Origin of the sequence: Halomonas sp., from assembly GCF_031581305.1 — a bacterium.
Lineage (GTDB): Bacteria > Pseudomonadota > Gammaproteobacteria > Pseudomonadales > Halomonadaceae > Halomonas.
Map to the genome: position 1 here is coordinate 1 of NZ_JAVLBC010000001.1, position 17,535 is coordinate 17,535.

The following is a 17,535-nucleotide window of genomic DNA, read 5'->3' on the forward strand; positions in this document are numbered from 1 at the left end:
GCAAGGGGCAAGGGGCAAGGGGCAAGGGGCAAGGGGCAAGGGGCAAGGGGCAAGGAAGTGTGCGCCCCTCTCGGCAACCTGCAAGGGGGTTTCTTGTAGGTTATCCGTGGACACTTGTCGCTGAACGAAGCCCCTCGGGTTCCTTGCAGCTTATTCCTTGAAGCTTGACGCTGGCCGAAGGCCTAGGGCTTGCCCTCCTGCTCCGGGAAGCGCAGCGGGTTGAGGCTCTTCTTCACTTCGCGGAGCTGCTCGGCGAGTTTCGGGCCACGGGTCTTGGCCACGCCTACCGCCAGCACATCGACCAGCACCAGATGGGCGATGCGCGAGCTCATCGGGGTATAGATCTCGGTATCCTCATGGACGTCGATATAGAGCGGCAGGGTGACCTCCTCGGCCAGCGGCGAGCCGCTGGGGCAGAGGCCGATCACCGTGGCGCCGGCCTCTCGGGCCAGGCGCACACTGGCCACCAGCGCCCGGGTGCGGCCGGTCTGGGAGATCGCCACCACCACGTCGCCCTCCTTCAGGGTCACCGCCGACATGTTCTGCATGTGCGGGTCGGCATAGGCCGCGGTGGAGATCTGCAGGCGAAAGAACTTGTGCTGGGCATCGAAGGCCACCGCGCCGGAGGCGCCGAAGCCGTAGAACTCCACCCGGTTGGCCATGGCCAGGGCGTTGATGGCCTGGCTGAGGGCCTCGTTGTCGAGTCGGTCGCGCACCGAGAGCAGGGTGCCCACGGTGGAGTCGAAGATGCTCTGGGAGAATTCCGCCACCGAGTCGCTGTCGTTCATCGAGAACTGGGCGAACTGGCTGCCCGAGGCCAGCATCTGCGCCAGCTTGAGCTTGAAATCCTGGAAGCCGTTGCATCCCAGGGCGCGGCAGAAACGCACCACGGTGGGTTCGCTGACCTTGGCCTCGGTGGCCAGGTCGACGATGCGCATATGGATCACTTCCTCGGGCTGGCGCAACACGAAACGCGCCACCTTCTGCTCGGAGCGGCGGAAGTGCTCCATGCGACGTCTCATCTCATCGAACAGGGCGCGGCTCACGCGGGACTCCTTGCTGGCTGGCCGTCCCACGACGAGGGCGAGGCGGCGAAAAGATTGTCGAACTCATGTTCATAGTATGCCCCAAGCCAACGACCGATGCGCACTTCGGCAACAGCGCGTGGCCGGGCACCATGTCATCCGGCGAGCGTTGGCACAGCGTTGTGCGCTTGAGACATGCGCCGTCATCATTCTGTCAAGTGGGTTATAGTAGAAAGTGCAGTGTCGCGAACCTTTCTAGGAGAGTCGATCATGCGCAATGTCGAACGGTTATCCTCCCTCAAGAGTGAGCTTCTCGACATCTTCATGAGCATGGAAGTCGTCGAGCACGAGCAGCGTTCACGCACCGCCGCCCAGCGCAACCTGCGCGCTCGACGCGGCATCGAACTGCACAACGAATTCAAGCGGCTGACCCGGGATATCGCTCCGCTTCCCGACGAGGAGCTGATGGAAGACGAGATGCATTGACGCCGCATCACGCAACGAGCCCCGCCTGGGCGGGGCTCGTCGAGACGTCATGGCACCGGATGGTCCGGCAACCTCGGCTCAGAGGCTCGAGACGAAGACCACGACCACGCCGATCGGGGCCACGAAGCGTGACACCAGGTGCCACAGCGTCGCCTGCCCACCGGAGAGGTTCAGCTCGGTGGTCACGCTGTCGCGATCCAGCTGCCAGGCCACGAACAGGATGGCCCCCAGACCGGTCAACGGCAGCAGGAACTTGCTGGTGAAGGTATCCAGCAGGTCGAAGACGTTCAGACCCAGGATCAGGAAGCTGTCCCAGACGTTGAACGACATCAGTGCCGCGATGCCCAGCGCCCAGACGGCCACGCCGCCGACGAGTGTGGCCGAGACACGCGAGAGCGGCGTGCGCTCCTCCATCAGTTCCACTACCGGCTCCAGCAGCGAGATCGCCGAGGTCAGGGCCGCGAAGGTCAGCAGCAGGAAGAACATCAGGCCAAGGATCATGCCACCGTTCATGTTACCGAAGGCCAGCGGCAGGGTGACGAAGATCAGACCGGGCCCCTCACCCGGGCTCAGGCCATTGGCGAAGACGATGGGGAAGATCGCCAGACCCGCCAGCAGGGCGATGGTGGTATCCAGGATGATCACCGTCCGGGCAGTACCGATCAGGTTGACGTCCTCGCCCAGGTAGGAACCGTAGGCCATCATGATGCCCATGCCCAGCGACAGGGTGAAGAAGGCCTGGCCCATGGCGGCCAGCACCACCTCGCCGGTGACCGCACCCCAGTCAGGGCTGAACATGAAGGCCAACGCCTCGCCGAAATGGCCAGTCGTCATGCCGTAGCCCACCAGCACCAGCATCAGCACCACGAGGGCCGGCATCAGAGTGCGCACGGCGCCCTCCAGACCCTTGGTAACGCCACGCGCGACGATGAAGATCACCAGTGCCATGAAGGCAGTATGCCAGAGGGTCAGGGCCACCGGATTGCCCAGCAGGGCGGTGAAGATCTCGCCGACGCCATCGGCATCCTGGCCGCTGAAGGCACCGGTCACTGATCCGAGAGTGTAAGAGAGCGACCAGCCACCGATCACGCTATAGAAGGAGAGGATCAAAAAGGCGGCCAGTACCCCGCTGGCCCCGACCAGCGCCCAGGCGGGCAGTCGGCCATTCCTGCGGGCCAAGTCGACCATGGAATTGATCGGATTCTCCTGGCCACGACGACCGATCAACCATTCGGCCACCAGGATCGGCAGGCCCACCAGGGCCACACAGGCCAGGTAGATGAGCACGAAGGCCGCACCCCCGCTGTCACCCACCATGTAGGAAAAACGCCAGATATTACCCAGCCCCACCGCCGAACCGGTGGCTGCCAGGATGAAGGCCATCTTCGATGACCACTGTGCGTGGGAGAGTTTCGACATGTTTCATCCTGAGTGTACGTGTCGCCAACGGCCGGTCCGGCACGATGACGGCTTGTGCTTGTCATTGCCACGTCCAGGGCGCCATGGTTCACACGACGCCATCCAGAGCATGACAGGATCCAGGCAGGATCGCTGCCGTGTCGCATCTCGCACATCCCGAGCCGGTGCGGCAAGGAACGAGAGATACCCGGGTGCCCAATACTCACAAGATCCACGCGGGTTATGTGCAGGATCCAGTCAATATCCATGGGTATTGGCACACCGGGCGGTAAAACTATCCGATCAAACGCTCGATGGCCAGCCACGGTAGAGAGGTTCTCGCCCCCAACTTTGGGCGTAGAATGGCGGATCACGTCCCCCTAGAAGAGTGTCGCCTGGTGTTCGCTGGCGAAGGCTCCGAGGGGAGGAAGTGAACAGTGTTCGCAAAGCCGGGAATACAGGCGACGCGCGAGTTCCGGCGCGCCGCGGTTATCCGGGGTATGCACCATCAGGTAAGGGGTTTTCCCCTGATTTATCCACAGGATGAGACGCTCAATCCAGGGGCTGAAGCAGCGATCGTTCAGGTGGCTGTCCAAGTGGCCAATAAAGCGCACCAGGGGGACATCTCCCGTGGAAAGCACGTGTAATGGGACTCTCGGCTTTTCGAGCTGGGCGTGCTGGAGTCCCGGATGGGCGCCGGACGAGGTGGCGAAGAGCGGGCGCACGTCGAGCATCACGCGGTTCGCACCGTAAGTTATCAACATTCGGTTGAAGGCCTTCTCGGCCCTCCCCTTGTGGAAAAATTCCCTGTGACGCACTTCAACCGCGCAGGGAATCCCTACCGGCCAGCGTGCCAGCAGGTGGTCTAGCCGGGGCAGCTCATCGGGACCTAAATCCCGTGGCAGTTGGACCATCATCGGGCCAAGCCGGTCGTGCAGCGGAGAGAGCGCCTCGAAGAAGGCATCGAGATCAGCCTCGATAGCAGTAAGACGCCGCTCATGGGTCAGGCTCGCCGGCAGTTTGAAGCAGAAGCGAAAGTTCGGCGGCGCCTGGCGGGCCCAGGCCGCCACCGTCTCGTCCCGTGGTGCGCCGCTGTAGAAGGTGGTGTTGCCCTCCACGGCGGAGAACACCCGCGCGTAGTCGCCGAGCCAGCCCTCGCTGCCGCCATGGGGCGGATAGAGCCCGCCCCGCCAATCGGGATTGGCCCACATGGGCAGGCCCAGGTTCAGGCGCGGGGGGGCATTGCGCGTACTCACTCCACGGTGACGGACTTGGCCAGGTTGCGCGGCTGATCCACGTCGGTGCCCTTGAGCACCGCCACGTGGTAGCTGAGCAGTTGCAGCGGCAGGGTATAGAGGATCGGCGCCAGTGCCTCGTGCACATGGGGCAGGCGCAGCACGTGCACGTGCTCCTCCTCGTTCAGCCCCACCTGCTCGTCGGCGAAGACGAAAAGCTCGCCACCACGGGCCCTCACCTCCTGGAGATTGGACTTGAGCTTGTCGAGGAGCTCGTCGTTGGGCGCCACGGAGATGACCGGCATCTCGCTGTCGACCAGCGCCAGGGGGCCATGCTTGAGCTCTCCCGCTGGGTAGGCTTCGGCGTGGATGTAGGAGATCTCCTTGAGCTTGAGCGCGCCCTCAAGGGCGATGGGGAAGTGGGCGCCCCGCCCCAGGAAGAGCGCGTGGTGCTTCTCGGCGAAGGCCATTGAAAGACGCTCAATAGCCGGGTCCAGCTCGAGCACTCGTGCCACCAGCCCGGGCAGGCCGCGCAGCGCCGCCACCAGGTCAGCCTGGACGTGCTCGTCGAGCCCCTTCACCCGGCCCAGTGCCAGCGTCAGCAGCATCAGAGCGGTGAGTTGGGTGGTGAAGGCCTTGGTGGAGGCCACGCCGATCTCGGGACCGGCCTGGGTCATCAGGGTCAGGTCTGACTCGCGCACCAGCGAGCTACCCGGCACGTTGCAGATCGCCAGGCTGGCCAGATAGCCGCGCTCCCGGGCGAAGCGCAGCGCCGCCAGGGTATCGGCGGTCTCGCCGGACTGGGAGAGGGTCACGAAGAGGGTCCTCTCGGGGACCACCACCTGGCGATAGCGATACTCCGAGGCGACCTCCACCTGCACCGGCACCCCCGCATAGCGCTCCAGCCAGTAGCGGGCCACCATGCCCGCATGATAGCTGGTGCCGCAGGCGACGATATGGATCTGTCTGGCCTGCCGAAAGAGAGCCTCGGCCTCGGGGCCGAAGCTCTCCACCAGCGCCGATCGCTCGCCTAGGCGCCCCTCCAGGGCGGCGGCGATCACCGCCGGCTGTTCATGAATCTCCTTGAGCATGAAGTGGCGATAGTCACCCTTGCTGGCCGCCCCGTCGCCATGCTCGAAGGTCTGGACCTCGCGCTCGACCGCAGTGCCCTGGACATCGAATACCTCGATGCGACCGCCGGCCGAGAGGCGGACCGCGTCCCCCTCCTGCAGATAGATGAAGCGGTCGGTGACCTGCAGCAGGGCCAGGGGATCGGAGGCCAGGAAGGCCTCGTCGATACCCACTCCCACCACCAGGGGGCTGCCCTTGCGGGCCCCGATGACGACGTCAGGCTCCTCGGCGTGGATCACCCCCAGCGCATAGGCACCGTCCAGCCGGGCCAGCACCCGCCGCACGGCAGTGAGCAGGTCGCCGGCCTGGCGGCTCTCCCGCTCCAGCAGGTGGGCGATCACCTCGGTATCGGTCTCGGAGGTGAAGGCGTAGCCCTCGGCTTCGAGCTCGCGCCGCAGGGCCTCATGGTTCTCTATGATGCCGTTGTGCACCACCGCCAGGCGCTCGCTGGACTGGTGTGGATGGGCATTCACCTTGCTGGGACGGCCGTGGGTCGCCCAGCGGGTATGGGCGATCCCGCTGCGCCCCGGCAGGGGCTCGGCGACCAGGCACTCCTCCAGGGCTGCCACCTTGCCCAGGGCACGACGCCGCTGCAGGCGACCCTCCGGAGCGAGCACCGCCATCCCGGCGGAGTCATAGCCGCGATACTCCAGGCGCTTCAGCCCCTCCAGCAGGATGCCTTGTACATTGCGCTCGGCAACGGCACCGACGATTCCACACATACGAACTCTCCTCAGGGTTCCTGGCGCTTGGTCGGCCGCGGCCAGTCGGCCTTGCTGATCTGGCGGCCCCGGGAAACGGCCAGGGCATTGTCGGCGACATCCTTGCTGATGGTCGAGCCGGCGCCAATGGTGGCGCCCTTGCCGACGCTGACCGGCGCCACCAGGGCCGTGTTGGAACCGATAAAGGCGTCGTCGCCGATCTCGGTACGGTGCTTGTTGACGCCGTCATAGTTGCAGGTAATGGTCCCGGCGCCGACGTTGACGTCATGCCCCAGGCGGGCGTCACCCACATAGCTCAGATGGTTGATCTTGCTTCCCTCTCCTACCTCGACGTTCTTGGTTTCGACGAAGTTGCCCACCTTGGCCCCTACCGCCAGCCGCGAGCCAGGTCGCAGACGGGCGAAGGGACCGATGCGGTTATGGCCTGCCACGACCGCCCCATCGAGAACGCTATGGGATTCGATCACGCTCTCGGCGCCAACATGGCTGTCGCGAATCACGCAGTGGGGACCGATGCGAACTCCCTCGCCCAGCGCCACCTCGCCTTCGAAGACGCAGCCCACATCGATCTCCACGTCATGGCCGCAGGTCAGGCGTCCACGCACATCGAGGCGCCCCGGGTCGGCGAGCGCCACTCCCTGCTCCATCAGCCGTTCGGCGATGTCATGCTGGAGAGCACGCTCCAGGCGAGCCATCTGGGCACGATTGTTGACGCCCTCGACTTCAAGGGGGCGCGACGGCTGGACGGTGGCGATATTCACGCCCTCGGCAGCGGCCATGGCGATGATGTCGGTCAGGTAATACTCGCCCTGAGCATTGTCGGCGGAAAGCCGCGGCAGCCAGCGCCGCAGCTGAGCGGCGGTCATGGCCATGATGCCGGTGTTGCACTCGCGCACGGCCCGCTCGGTCTCGGAGGCATCCTTGTGCTCGACGATGGCCACCACCTCACCGGCCGCATTGCGCAGAATGCGACCGTAGCCCGTGGGGTCTACCAGGGTCACGGTGAGCAGACCCAGGTGCTGTTCGTCGACGTGGGCCAGCAGCTCGACCAGGGTCTCGCGGTGGGTCAGCGGCACGTCGCCATAGAGCACCAGCACCCTGCCCTCGCCGAGCGCTTTCAGGGTCTGGGCCACGGCATGGCCGGTGCCCTTCTGCTCGGCCTGCAGGGCGAAGCGAAGCTCGCAGTCGGCCAGCGCCTCACGGACCTGCTCGGCTCCGTGACCGACCACCACATGGGTACGCTCGGCCTCGAGCCCCCGGGCGGTATCGATCACGTGTCGTACCATCGGCTTGCCGGCCAGGCGGTGCAGCACCTTGGGCCGGGTCGAGCACATGCGGGTTCCCTGCCCCGCTGCCAGTATCACCACGTCGAGCGTCATCATGACTCCTTGTCCTGTTTCATCTGATCCCACCTATTCTAGGAGGCGTCACGCATCTGCCTCCACGCCATCGACAACGGTCACGCCAAGCGCATCGACGGCCTCACGGCCGAAGTGGTCCACGAAGGCCGGGCTGGCGAGGCTCATCCAGCCCTCGCCCTGCCGCACCAACATCAGCACCGCAAGCGACTGCTCCCGAGCCAGTGCCATGCCCGCCTGCTCGCCGAGCACCAGCAGCGCGGTGGCCCAGGCGTCGGCCCAGGCGTCGGAAGGGTGGATAACGGTCACCGAGGCCAGGCGGTGGTCGATGGGTCGGCCGTTGCGCGGGTCGAGGGTGTGGGAGTAGCGCTGGCCGTCGTGTTCGAAGTAGTTGCGGTAGTCACCGGAGGTGGCCACCGCGATGTCCTCCAGCGGCAACACATGCCGGGCGGCCTGGGGACCATCCCGGGGGATCTCGACGCCGATGCGCCAGGGCGCGGACTCTCCGTCACGATGGCCGGCCACCTTGAGCTCGCCGCCCAGATTGACCAGGTAATGGTCGAGCTCCTGCTGAGTCAGGTAAGCCGCCACCCGGTCAGTGGCGTGGCCCTTGGCCACGGCGGAGAGATCGACGAAGACATCGCGCAAACGGCGCGCCTTGCCCGCCCGGGCGTCGACTTCCAGGCTGTCGGGGCCGATCTCGGCCAGTCGTGCAGCCAGGGTGGCGTCGTCCGGCACCTCCCGGGGGCGCGCCTCGGGGCCGAAGCTCCACAGATTGACCAACCCGCCGATGGTCATGTCGAAGGCACCGCCACTGGCCTCGGCCACCGACTGGCCGATGGCCAGCACCTCGATCAGCTCGTCGGAGAGCGGTTGCCACTTGCCCAACGGCGCCTCGTTGAAGGCCATGAGCTCGGAATCCTCGCGCCAGGTGGACATGGCCGCGTCCACCGCCTCGAGCTCGGCGAGGATACCCGACTCGAGCTCGTCGGCCTCCCGGCGCGTCAGGGAATCGGCAATGCTCACCTGGTAGAAGGTGCCGAAGGTCTCTCCCTCCAGGGTCACCGGCGACTCCAGCGGCCGGTCGCGTTCGGAGCAGCCCGCCATGATGAGGATCAACAGGAGCAACCACTGGGGACGCCACACGCTCATGAGGGGGAACCTCCGAATAGCCAGATCAGGGCCACACCCAGCACCAGACGGTAGACCACGAAGGGCTGCATGCCGATGCGCTTGATGAAGACCAGGAAGAAGTGGATGCAGAGATAGGCACTGATGCCCGAGAGCAGGGCCCCCATGATCAGGGCGCCCCAGTCCACCGGTCCGGGGGCACCGGCGAGTCCAACGATCTCCAGGCTACCGGCCAGTACGATCACCGGGATCGACAGCAGGAAGGAGAAACGTGCCGCGCCCTCCCGGTTCAGGCCCAGCAGCAGCCCTGCAGTCATGGTGATGCCGGAACGGGAGGTGCCCGGAATCAGCGCCAGGGCCTGGGCCAGGCCGATCCAGAGGGCATCTTTCCCGCTCAGGTGGTACTCGTTTCGCGAGCCGCGGCGTCGCCAGTCGGCATAGGCGAGCAGCAGGCCGAAGCCGATCAGGCCACCGGCGATGACCAGCGGAGAGCGCATGACGACCTTGATGGTGTCCTGAAAGGCCAGCCCCGCAAGCCCCACCGGGATAGTGGCGAGGATCACCCACCAGGCGAGTCGCGCCTCCTCATCGGTGCCGCGCCCCGCCACGCTGCGACACCAGCTGGCGGTCATGCCGGTCAGCTCATGGCGGAAGTAAAGCACCACCGCGCTCAGGCTGCCGATGTGCAGGGCGACGTCGAAGGCCAGGCCCTGGTCGTTCCAGTCGGTGAAGACCGGCACCAGGATCAGGTGGGCGGAGCTGGAAATCGGCAGGAACTCGGTCAATCCCTGAACGATCGAAAGGACGAAGATCTGTAGCCAGTCCATGTAACGGTCCGTGTGGGTGGAAGGCGCCGGCACCTCGGCGGAAGCAGAGGATACACATCTGCGGCCCGGCTGTCCGCCGTCGCTGGATCAGACCCCCGACAGCATGGCCGTAGCGAAGCCGAAGTAGATCACCACCCCCGAGGCATCGATCACGGTGGTCACCAGCGGCGCCGATGCAGTGGCCGGGTCCCAGCCCAAGCGGTCGAGCACGAAGGGTAGGCACATGCCCAACAGGCTGCCGAACAGCACGATACAGATCATGCTCACCGCCACCACCATCGCCACCGCCTCACCGCCGCGGATCACCCCGATGGGCGCCACGGCCAGCGCCATGGTCAGCCCCAGAGAGCCGGCCACCAGCAGCTCGCGTCCCAGCAGCTTGCCCCAGTCCTTGACACCCACGTCACCGGTGGCCATGCCGCGCACCATCAGGGTGGCGGCCTGGGCGCCGGCGTTGCCGCCGCTGCCGATCAGCAGCGGCAGGAAGAAGACCAGCGCCACCTGGGCGGCGATAATCTCCTCGAAGTAGGCGATGCCGGCCCCGGAGAAGAGGTTGCCGAACACCAGCAGCACCAGCCAAGTGACCCGCTTTCGATAGAGGCTCCACAGCGGCACACGGCTGACCCCATCCTCCAGGGCGCCGATGGACATCCCCTTGTGGATATCCTCGGTGGCCTCGGACTCCACCACGTCCATGGCATCGTCATGCGTGACGATACCCACCAGCCGCCGGCCGGCGTCGACCACCGGCAGAGCCAGCAGGTCGTAGCGGGCGACGGTCCTTGCCACCTCCTCCTGGGCCACGTCCACGCTGGCGCTGATCACGTCCTTGATCATCAGGTCGTCGATCAGCGCACCGGGGCGCGCCACCATGAGCTGGCGCAGCGACAGGGTGCCGGCCAGGCGCCCCTCGGGGTCGATGATATAGAGCTGGTAGACCGTCTCGGCATCCGGGGCTGTCTGGCGCACCCGCATCAGGGCACGGGAGACGGTCATCCCCGTCGGGATAGCCACATAGTCCGAGGTCATGATCGCCCCGGCGGTGCCCTCTTCGTAGCTGGCCAGCTGCTTGAGCTCCTCGCGCTCCCGGTGAGCCATGCGCCGCAGCAGGGCCTCGCGCCGATCCTCGTCCAGCACCTTGAACAGGTCGGTCCGCTCGTCGGAGCCCATCTCCTCGAGCAGCAACAGCAGCGCCTTGTCCTCCATCACCTCGGCGACCGCACGCTGCTCCTCGCCGGGCAGGTAGCCCAGCACATTGGCACGCCGCTCGAGGGGCAGACTGTCGAGAAGGGACAAGGCCAGCGGCCGGCCCTCTTCTTCCTCGCCCAGGGCGTCCTCGACGATCTCGCCGATGTCCGCTGAACGCAGCTCACGCAGCAGGACGCCGAGCCGCTCGGTGTCCTCTTCCTCCAGGGCGGTCAACAGCGCCGTACGATGCGGCTTAAGGGTGTCATCGAGGGACATGGCTATCCTCCTGTGAACGCCGTGTCGTCAGCCGGAGGCCAGAAGCGTGGGAAGGGTCAGACGCCTGCCAGAGACGACAACGCCCCCCGGACGCTGGGTTCGGGGGGCGCGGTCGACGGCAAGAGGCTGGATCAGCCCTTGCCGGCCTTCTTGCGTAGTTGCTGTATCGTGCGCAGCTGGGCCACGGCCTCGGCCAGTTCGGCCGATGCACGAGTGTAGTCCAGCTCGGCGGACTTGTCGTTCAGGTTCTTCAGCGCCTGCTGACGTGCCTCTTCAGCCGCCGCCTCATCAAGGTCATGGGCGCGGGTGGCCGCGTCGGCCAGGATGGTTACCACGTCCGGCTGGACTTCCAGGAAGCCTCCCGAGACATAGTAGTTCTCCTCCTGACCGCCATCATGAAGCACGCGCACCGGACCCGGCTTGAGCTCGGTCAACAGCGGAGCATGGCCGGGAAGGATCCCCAGCTCACCCATGCGCCCGGTGGCGATGATCCGCTCGATCTGGCCGGAGAAGATCCCCTCCTCGGCACTGACGATCTCGCACTTGAAGCTTTTCGTCATGACGACGTCTCCCAGGTAGACGGGATTACTTCATCTGGTTGGCTTTCTCGACGGCCTCGTCGATAGTGCCGACCATGTAGAAGGCCTGCTCCGGCAGCTCGTCGTACTCGCCGTCGAGGATGCCCTGGAAGCCGCGGATAGTGTCCTTGAGAGACACGTATTTGCCGGGCGCTCCAGTGAACACCTCGGCGACGAAGAACGGCTGAGACAGGAAGCGCTGGATCTTGCGCGCCCGGTACACGGCCAGCTTGTCCTCGTCGGACAACTCGTCCATGCCCAGGATCGCAATGATGTCCTTGAGCTCCTTGTAGCGCTGCAGCACGTTCTGCACGCCGCGGGCGGTATTGTAGTGCTCATCGCCGACGACCAGCGGGTCGAGCTGACGCGAGGTGGAGTCCAACGGATCGATGGCCGGATAGATACCCAGCTCGGCGATCGAACGCGCCAGTACCACGGTGGCATCCAGGTGGGAGAAGGTGGTTGCCGGCGACGGGTCGGTCAAATCGTCCGCAGGCACATAGACGGCCTGCACGGAGGTGATCGAGCCAGTCTTGGTAGAAGTGATGCGCTCCTGGAGCACACCCATCTCCTCGGCCAGGGTCGGCTGGTAGCCCACCGCGGAGGGCATCCGGCCCAGCAGGGCGGAGACCTCGGTACCGGCCAGGGTATAGCGGTAAATATTGTCGACGAACAACAACACGTCCCGGCCTTCATCGCGGAACTTCTCGGCGATGGTCAGGCCGGTAAGGGCCACCCGCAGGCGGTTGCCGGGCGGCTCGTTCATCTGACCATAGACCAGCGACACCTTGTCGATGACGTTGGACTCGGTCATCTCGTGATAGAAGTCGTTACCCTCACGAGTACGCTCGCCGACACCCGCAAAGACCGAGTAGCCGCTGTGCTCGGTGGCGATGTTGCGGATCAGCTCCATCATGTTGACGGTCTTGCCCACACCGGCGCCACCGAACAGGCCAACCTTGCCGCCCTTGGCGAACGGGCAGACCAGATCGATGACCTTGATCCCGGTCTCGAGCAGCTCATTGGAGGCCGCCTGGTCGGCGTAGCCCGGTGCCTTGCGGTGAATCGGCATGCGCTCCTGCTCGCCGATCTCCCCCGCCTCGTCGATGGGTTCGCCGAGCACGTTCATGATGCGGCCCAGCGTCTCCTTGCCCACCGGCACGGAGATGGCTGCACCGGTGTTGGTGACGTCCATGCCACGCTTGAGCCCCTCGGTGGAGCCCATGGCGATGGTACGCACCACGCCGTCGCCCAGCTGTTGCTGGGTCTCGAGAATGGTCTCGACCTCCGAGACCTTCAGCGCGTCGTAGACCTTGGGAACGTTGTCCCGCGGAAACTCTACGTCAATCACCGCGCCGATGATTTGTACGATACGTCCGCTCATCTTGGTTCCTCTCAAATACCTGAAAATGAAACCTGCATGCCGGGAGGGCCATGGCCGGCCTCCCCTGGCGCTATACGGCGGCGGCACCACCGACGATCTCGGAGATTTCCTGGGTAATGGCCGCCTGACGGGCCTTGTTGTAGACCATTTCCAGGTCGTCGATCAGGTTGCCGGCGTTGTCGGTGGCACTCTTCATGGCAATCATCCGCGCGGCCTGCTCGCAGGCCCCGTTCTCGACCACCGCCTGATAGACCTGCGATTCGATGAAACGCACCAGCAGGCTATCCAGTAGCGCCTTGGCATCCGGCTCATACAGGTAGTCCCAGCTACCGGGACGCTTGTCTTCTTCGTCGGGCGACTCCGCCCCCATGTCGGGCGACAGCGGCAACAGCTGACGGACCACCGGCTTTTGGGTCATGGTGTTGATGAACTCGTTGTACACCACGTACAGGCGGTCCAGCTGGCCCTCGTCATAGGCATCCAGCATCACCTTCACGCTACCGATCAGGTCCTCGACCTCAGGCGACTCGCCCAGGCCGCTCTTCGCCGCGACGAGGTTGCCCCCATAGCTCTTGAAGAAGCTGCCGGCCTTGCTGCCCAGGGCACTGAAGTCGAGCTCCGCTCCCTGGTCGCGCCAAGCCTTGGCATCCGTGACCACGGCCTTGAACAGGTTCACGTTCAGACCGCCACACAGGCCACGGTCGGTAGACACCACGATGTAGCCGACCCGCTTGGCATCGCGCTCGACCATCCAGGGGTGGCGGTACTCCGGGTTGGCATCAGCGACATGCGAGACCACGTTGCGGATCTGACGCGCGTAGGGCTGGCTGGCCTTCATCAGGTCCTGAGCCTTGCGCATCTTCGACGCCGCGACCATTTCCATGGCGCTGGTGATCTTCTGCGTGTTCTTGATGCTCCCGATTTGGGTGCGTATCTCTTTTGCAGCTGCCATAGCGATCTACTCCGTTCGTGGCACTCAGAAAGCTCCAGGGCCCATCCCGCCTGCGGGACAGGCCAACGGGATTACCAGCTCTGAGTGGCCTTGAACTTGTCGAGACCCTCTTTCAACCCTTCCTGGATCTCGTTGCTGTAGTCGCCGGTCTGGTTGATCTTGTCGAGCAGCTCGGCGTATTCGGCCTTCATGAAGTCGCGCAGGGCACGCTCGAAGTCCAGCACCTTGTTGACCTCGACCTCCTCCAGGTAGCCTTCATTGGCGGCATACAGGGAGAGGGCCATCTCGGCCACGGACATCGGCGAGTACTGGTTCTGCTTCATCAGCTCGGTGACGCGCTGACCATGCTCCAGCTGCTTGCGGGTGGCCTCGTCCAGGTCTGAAGCGAACTGAGCGAAGGCCGCCAACTCGCGATACTGGGCCAGAGCCAGGCGCACGCTGCCGCCGAGCTTCTTGATGATCTTGGTCTGAGCCGAACCACCGACACGGGAGACAGAGAGACCGGCGTTGATCGCCGGACGGACGCCCGAGTTGAACAGGTCGGTCTCGAGGAAGATCTGACCGTCGGTGATGGAGATCACGTTAGTCGGCACAAAGGCCGAGACGTCACCGCCCTGGGTCTCGATGATCGGCAGGGCCGTCAACGAGCCGGTCTTGCCCGTCACCTCGCCATTGGTGATCTTCTCGACGTAGTCGGCGTTTACACGCGCGGCACGCTCGAGCAGGCGAGAGTGTAGGTAGAAGACGTCACCCGGGAAGGCCTCACGGCCCGGCGGACGGCGCAGCAGCAGGGAGACCTGGCGATAGGCCACAGCCTGCTTGGAGAGGTCATCGTAGACGATCAGCGCGTCTTCACCACGGTCGCGGAAGTACTCGCCCATGGTGCAGCCGGAATAGGCCGCGAGGAACTGCATCGGGGCGGGGTCGGCAGCGCCGGCAGCAACCACGATGGTATGCTCCATCGCACCGTGCTCCTCGAGCTTGCGCACCACGTTGGCAATGGTCGACTGCTTCTGGCCGATGGCCACATAGACGCAGGTGATGCCCTTGCCTTTCTGGTTGATGATGGCATCGATGGCGATGGCCGACTTGCCGATCTGTCGGTCACCGATGATCAGCTCACGCTGACCGCGGCCGATCGGCACCATGGCATCGATGGACTTGAGGCCAGTCTGCACCGGCTGGTCGACCGACTGGCGGGTAATGACGCCGGGGGCGACCTTCTCCACCGCATCGGTCATCTTGGCGTTGATGTCGCCCTTGCCATCGATGGGGTTGCCGAGGGCATCGACCACACGGCCGACCAGCTCGGGGCCCACCGGCACCTCGAGGATACGGCCGGTGCATTGGGCGGTCATGCCCTCTTCGAGCTGCAGGTAGTCGCCCAGCACCACGGCGCCTACGGAGTCGCGCTCGAGGTTGAGCACCATGCCGAAGATGCTGCCGGGGAACTCGATCATTTCACCGAACATCGCGTCCTCGAGACCGTGGACTTTCACGATGCCGTCGGAGACGCTGACGATGGTGCCCTGATTGCGGGCTTCGGATGCGACATCCAGCTTCTCGATACGCTGCTTGATGATGTCGCTGATCTCGGAAGGATTCAGTTGCTGCATGCCATGTCCCTCAGACTCAGGCGGTAAGGGCTTCGGAGAGGCGCGTCAGTCGACCGCGTACCGACCCGTCAATGACGGTGTCGCCGGCACGCAGGATGACACCACCGAGAAGCGCGGAGTCCACCTGAGTGGTAATGGAGATTTCGCGATTCAGGCGCTTCTTGAGCGCACCGGCGAGCTTGTTCTGCTGCTTGTCGTCGAGCGGGTAGGCCGAGACCACGGTGACATCGACGCGCTTCTCGAGCTCGGCGCGCAGCCGCTCGAACTGTTCGGCGATGGCCGTGAGGGCCGGCAGTCGACCCTTCTCGCCCAGGGTGTCGAGGAAGCGACGCGCCGCCTCGTCGATGTCGATGTCCGCCAGCTCCAGGAGCAGGGCCACCTTGCGCTCGGCAGCCAGGCCCGGATGGGTCAGAAGCTTCTCGACATCACGCACGGCGACGACGCGACCCAGCGTGACCAGCCAGCCTGACCAGGCATCCAGTACCTGCTGATCACGGGCATAGTCGAACGCTGCCTTGGCATAGGGTCGTGCGACGGTAGACAGTTCCGCCATGGGTCACCTCCTCACAGTTCGGCGGCAAGCTTGTCGAGCAGCTTGCGATGTGCCTTCTCGTCGACGGAGGCTTCAAGAACCCGCTCGGCCCCGGAGACCGCCAGGTGCGATACCTGGGCGCGCAGCTCGTCCTTGGCACGCTGGACTTCCTGGTCGATCTCGGCTCGCGCGGATGCCACGATGCGCTCACCTTCGGCTCGGGCCTGCTCGCGAGCCTCCTCGATCATCTGCGAGGAGCGCTTGTTGGCCTGCTCGAGGATCTGGGAAGCCTGCTCCTTGCTCTCGCGCAGGGTGGCGTCCGCCTTCTCCTGGGCAAGCTCGAGGTCGCGTGAAGCCCGGCTGGCCGCATCGAGGCCATCGGCGATCTTGCGCTGCCGTTCATGGAGCGCGTTGCTGATCGGCGGCCACACAAACTTTATGCAGAACCAGACAAAGATCGCGAAGGCGATCGTCTGCCCGATAAGCGTCATGTTGATATTCACAGGGATGTACCTCTGACTGGTTCGTGGCGACCGGAAACAGGCAAACCGAGCGCAGGGCGCCCGGTATGCAGCTCGTTAACCGGCGACGACGAAGATCAGGTACATCGCGATACCCACACCGATCATCGGCACGGCGTCCAGCAGGCCGGCCATCAGGAAGGTCTTGGTCTGCAGCTGGTCACCCAGTTCCGGCTGGCGCGCGGTAGACTCCAGCAGCTTGCCGCCGAGGATGGCAAAGCCAATGCCGGTGCCGAGGGCGCCCAGACCGATCATGAGGGAAGCAGCAATGTAGACGAGTTCCATGGTGGTGCTCCTAGTTTCTCGAGTTGAGGTTCAAGGTTGAGGGTTGATCAAGTGTTGCGCGTTTCAGTGATGTTCGTGCGCCTGGCTCAGGTAGACGACGGACAGCACGGTGAAGATGAAGGCCTGGAGGGTGATGACCAGAATGTGGAAGATTGCCCAGGGCACATCCAGCAGCCAGATTGCCCAGAAGGGCAACAGGGCGATGAGGATGAAGATCACCTCGCCGGCAAACATGTTGCCGAAGAGACGCAGGCCGAGACTGAGCGGCTTCACCAGCAGACCGATCACCTCCATGATCAGGTTGAACGGGATCAGCGACCAGTGGTTGAAGGGCGTCAGCGAAAGCTCCTTGGCGAAGCCACCCACACCCTTGACCTTGAGACTGTAGTAGATGATCAGCAGGAAGACGCCCAGGGCCATCCCCAGGGTGGCATTGGGATCGGTAGTGGGCACCATCTTCATGTAATCGACGCCGAGGCGAAGGAAAATTTCGGGCACATAGTCCACCGGGATCAACTTGAGCAGGTTCATCAGGAAAATCCAGACGAACAGCGTCAGCGCCAGCGGGGCAATGAGCGGGTTACGACCATGGAAAGCGCCGTGAACGGTGTTCTCGACGAACTCGAAGACCATCTCGACAATGTTCTGCAGGGTGCCCGGCACCCCGGTGGTCGCCACCTTGCCAGCCTTGCGGAACAGCCAGATGAACAGCACCCCCATGGCGATGGACCAGCCCATGGTATCCAGGTGCAGGGCCCAGAACCCCATCTCCTGCGCCTCGGCGGCGGAGTGCGCCATCGACCAGCCGTTCTCGGGGTGATAGCCGAAGGTCAGATTTTGCAGGTGGTGCTGAATATACTCGGTCGGCGAGGGGGTATTGCCAGCCATGG

The 17,535-nt window shown here is 64.6% G+C and carries 17 protein-coding genes; 1 reads left to right on the plus strand and 16 read right to left on the minus strand.

Annotated features, from left to right (window positions below):
• Window positions 1–182: 182 nt before the first annotated feature.
• Window positions 183–1,046, minus strand: coding sequence for a transcriptional regulator HexR (hexR, locus tag RI841_RS00005; RefSeq protein WP_310703463.1), 864 nt, complete (start codon window positions 1,044–1,046; stop codon window positions 183–185).
• Window positions 1,047–1,295: 249 nt separating this feature from the next.
• Here hexR and RI841_RS00010 point away from each other — a divergent pair, with 249 nt between their 5' ends.
• A complete protein-coding gene (locus RI841_RS00010; protein ID WP_310703464.1) occupies window positions 1,296–1,511 on the plus strand; it encodes a PA3496 family putative envelope integrity protein in 216 nt (71 codons plus the stop codon).
• Between the two features lie 78 nt (window positions 1,512–1,589).
• Here RI841_RS00010 and RI841_RS00015 read toward each other — a convergent pair whose 3' ends face one another.
• The 15 genes from RI841_RS00015 to atpB form a co-directional block, all read right to left on the minus strand.
• Complete coding sequence (locus RI841_RS00015; RefSeq protein WP_310703465.1) at window positions 1,590–2,930, minus strand: sodium-dependent transporter; 1,341 nt, start codon at window positions 2,928–2,930, stop codon at window positions 1,590–1,592.
• 359 nt (window positions 2,931–3,289) lie between these two features.
• Entirely contained in the window at window positions 3,290–4,120 is an 831-nt protein-coding gene (locus tag RI841_RS00020; protein ID WP_310703503.1) for a DUF72 domain-containing protein, read from the minus strand.
• Between the two features lie 41 nt (window positions 4,121–4,161).
• A complete protein-coding gene (gene glmS, locus RI841_RS00025; protein ID WP_310703466.1) occupies window positions 4,162–5,997 on the minus strand; it encodes a glutamine--fructose-6-phosphate transaminase (isomerizing) in 1,836 nt (611 codons plus the stop codon).
• An 11-nt stretch (window positions 5,998–6,008) separates the two neighbouring features.
• Window positions 6,009–7,376, minus strand: coding sequence for a bifunctional UDP-N-acetylglucosamine diphosphorylase/glucosamine-1-phosphate N-acetyltransferase GlmU (gene glmU, locus RI841_RS00030; RefSeq protein ID WP_310703504.1), 1,368 nt, complete (start codon window positions 7,374–7,376; stop codon window positions 6,009–6,011).
• Between the two features lie 48 nt (window positions 7,377–7,424).
• A complete protein-coding gene (locus RI841_RS00035; RefSeq protein ID WP_310703467.1) occupies window positions 7,425–8,507 on the minus strand; it encodes an FAD:protein FMN transferase in 1,083 nt (360 codons plus the stop codon).
• Window positions 8,504–9,313 carry an undecaprenyl-diphosphate phosphatase gene (locus RI841_RS00040; protein ID WP_310703468.1) on the minus strand — a complete coding sequence of 270 codons (810 nt, stop codon included), beginning with the start codon at window positions 9,311–9,313 and terminating at the stop codon, window positions 8,504–8,506. The genes RI841_RS00035 and RI841_RS00040 overlap by 4 nt, the downstream gene beginning before the upstream one ends.
• Window positions 9,314–9,400: 87 nt before the next feature.
• Window positions 9,401–10,777 (minus strand): magnesium transporter, encoded by a 1,377-nt coding sequence (gene mgtE / locus RI841_RS00045; RefSeq protein WP_310703469.1) that lies wholly within the window; start codon window positions 10,775–10,777, stop codon window positions 9,401–9,403.
• 131 nt (window positions 10,778–10,908) lie between these two features.
• The gene (locus RI841_RS00050; RefSeq protein ID WP_310703470.1) at window positions 10,909–11,337 is read right to left on the minus strand and encodes a F0F1 ATP synthase subunit epsilon; all 429 of its coding nucleotides are present in this window, start codon (window positions 11,335–11,337) and stop codon (window positions 10,909–10,911) included.
• A gap of 25 nt (window positions 11,338–11,362) precedes the next feature.
• Entirely contained in the window at window positions 11,363–12,739 is a 1,377-nt protein-coding gene (atpD, locus tag RI841_RS00055; protein WP_310703471.1) for a F0F1 ATP synthase subunit beta, read from the minus strand.
• Window positions 12,740–12,809: 70 nt separating this feature from the next.
• Window positions 12,810–13,691 (minus strand): F0F1 ATP synthase subunit gamma, encoded by an 882-nt coding sequence (gene atpG / locus RI841_RS00060; protein ID WP_310703472.1) that lies wholly within the window; start codon window positions 13,689–13,691, stop codon window positions 12,810–12,812.
• Window positions 13,692–13,762: 71 nt separating this feature from the next.
• Window positions 13,763–15,307 (minus strand): F0F1 ATP synthase subunit alpha, encoded by a 1,545-nt coding sequence (gene atpA / locus RI841_RS00065; protein WP_310703473.1) that lies wholly within the window; start codon window positions 15,305–15,307, stop codon window positions 13,763–13,765.
• A gap of 16 nt (window positions 15,308–15,323) precedes the next feature.
• The gene (locus RI841_RS00070; protein WP_133637155.1) at window positions 15,324–15,860 is read right to left on the minus strand and encodes a F0F1 ATP synthase subunit delta; all 537 of its coding nucleotides are present in this window, start codon (window positions 15,858–15,860) and stop codon (window positions 15,324–15,326) included.
• Window positions 15,861–15,871: 11 nt separating this feature from the next.
• Window positions 15,872–16,342 carry a F0F1 ATP synthase subunit B gene (locus RI841_RS00075; protein WP_106231173.1) on the minus strand — a complete coding sequence of 157 codons (471 nt, stop codon included), beginning with the start codon at window positions 16,340–16,342 and terminating at the stop codon, window positions 15,872–15,874.
• A gap of 75 nt (window positions 16,343–16,417) precedes the next feature.
• Window positions 16,418–16,645 (minus strand): F0F1 ATP synthase subunit C, encoded by a 228-nt coding sequence (gene atpE / locus RI841_RS00080; RefSeq protein ID WP_023006402.1) that lies wholly within the window; start codon window positions 16,643–16,645, stop codon window positions 16,418–16,420.
• A gap of 63 nt (window positions 16,646–16,708) precedes the next feature.
• On the minus strand, window positions 16,709–17,533 hold the full coding sequence (gene atpB, locus RI841_RS00085; RefSeq protein ID WP_310703474.1) for a F0F1 ATP synthase subunit A: 825 nt from the start codon (window positions 17,531–17,533) through the stop codon (window positions 16,709–16,711).
• Window positions 17,534–17,535 lie beyond the last annotated feature (2 nt).

What these genes read in the sequence shown, in the direction of transcription:
- RI841_RS00020 (WP_310703503.1), bottom strand. Translation starts at nt 4,120, where the DNA reads ATGTGGGCCAATCCCGATTGGCGGGGCGGGCTCTATCCGCCCCATGGC.
- RI841_RS00015 (WP_310703465.1), bottom strand. Translation starts at nt 2,930, where the DNA reads ATGTCGAAACTCTCCCACGCACAGTGGTCATCGAAGATGGCCTTCATC.
- glmS (WP_310703466.1), bottom strand. Translation starts at nt 5,997, where the DNA reads ATGTGTGGAATCGTCGGTGCCGTTGCCGAGCGCAATGTACAAGGCATC.
- RI841_RS00050 (WP_310703470.1), bottom strand. Translation starts at nt 11,337, where the DNA reads ATGACGAAAAGCTTCAAGTGCGAGATCGTCAGTGCCGAGGAGGGGATC.
- RI841_RS00070 (WP_133637155.1), bottom strand. Translation starts at nt 15,860, where the DNA reads ATGGCGGAACTGTCTACCGTCGCACGACCCTATGCCAAGGCAGCGTTC.
- atpB (WP_310703474.1), bottom strand. Translation starts at nt 17,533, where the DNA reads ATGGCTGGCAATACCCCCTCGCCGACCGAGTATATTCAGCACCACCTG.
- RI841_RS00040 (WP_310703468.1), bottom strand. Translation starts at nt 9,313, where the DNA reads ATGGACTGGCTACAGATCTTCGTCCTTTCGATCGTTCAGGGATTGACC.
- glmU (WP_310703504.1), bottom strand. Translation starts at nt 7,376, where the DNA reads ATGACGCTCGACGTGGTGATACTGGCAGCGGGGCAGGGAACCCGCATG.
- atpG (WP_310703472.1), bottom strand. Translation starts at nt 13,691, where the DNA reads ATGGCAGCTGCAAAAGAGATACGCACCCAAATCGGGAGCATCAAGAAC.
- mgtE (WP_310703469.1), bottom strand. Translation starts at nt 10,777, where the DNA reads ATGTCCCTCGATGACACCCTTAAGCCGCATCGTACGGCGCTGTTGACC.
- atpE (WP_023006402.1), bottom strand. Translation starts at nt 16,645, where the DNA reads ATGGAACTCGTCTACATTGCTGCTTCCCTCATGATCGGTCTGGGCGCC.
- atpD (WP_310703471.1), bottom strand. Translation starts at nt 12,739, where the DNA reads ATGAGCGGACGTATCGTACAAATCATCGGCGCGGTGATTGACGTAGAG.
- RI841_RS00035 (WP_310703467.1), bottom strand. Translation starts at nt 8,507, where the DNA reads ATGAGCGTGTGGCGTCCCCAGTGGTTGCTCCTGTTGATCCTCATCATG.
- RI841_RS00010 (WP_310703464.1), top strand. Translation starts at nt 1,296, where the DNA reads ATGCGCAATGTCGAACGGTTATCCTCCCTCAAGAGTGAGCTTCTCGAC.
- atpA (WP_310703473.1), bottom strand. Translation starts at nt 15,307, where the DNA reads ATGCAGCAACTGAATCCTTCCGAGATCAGCGACATCATCAAGCAGCGT.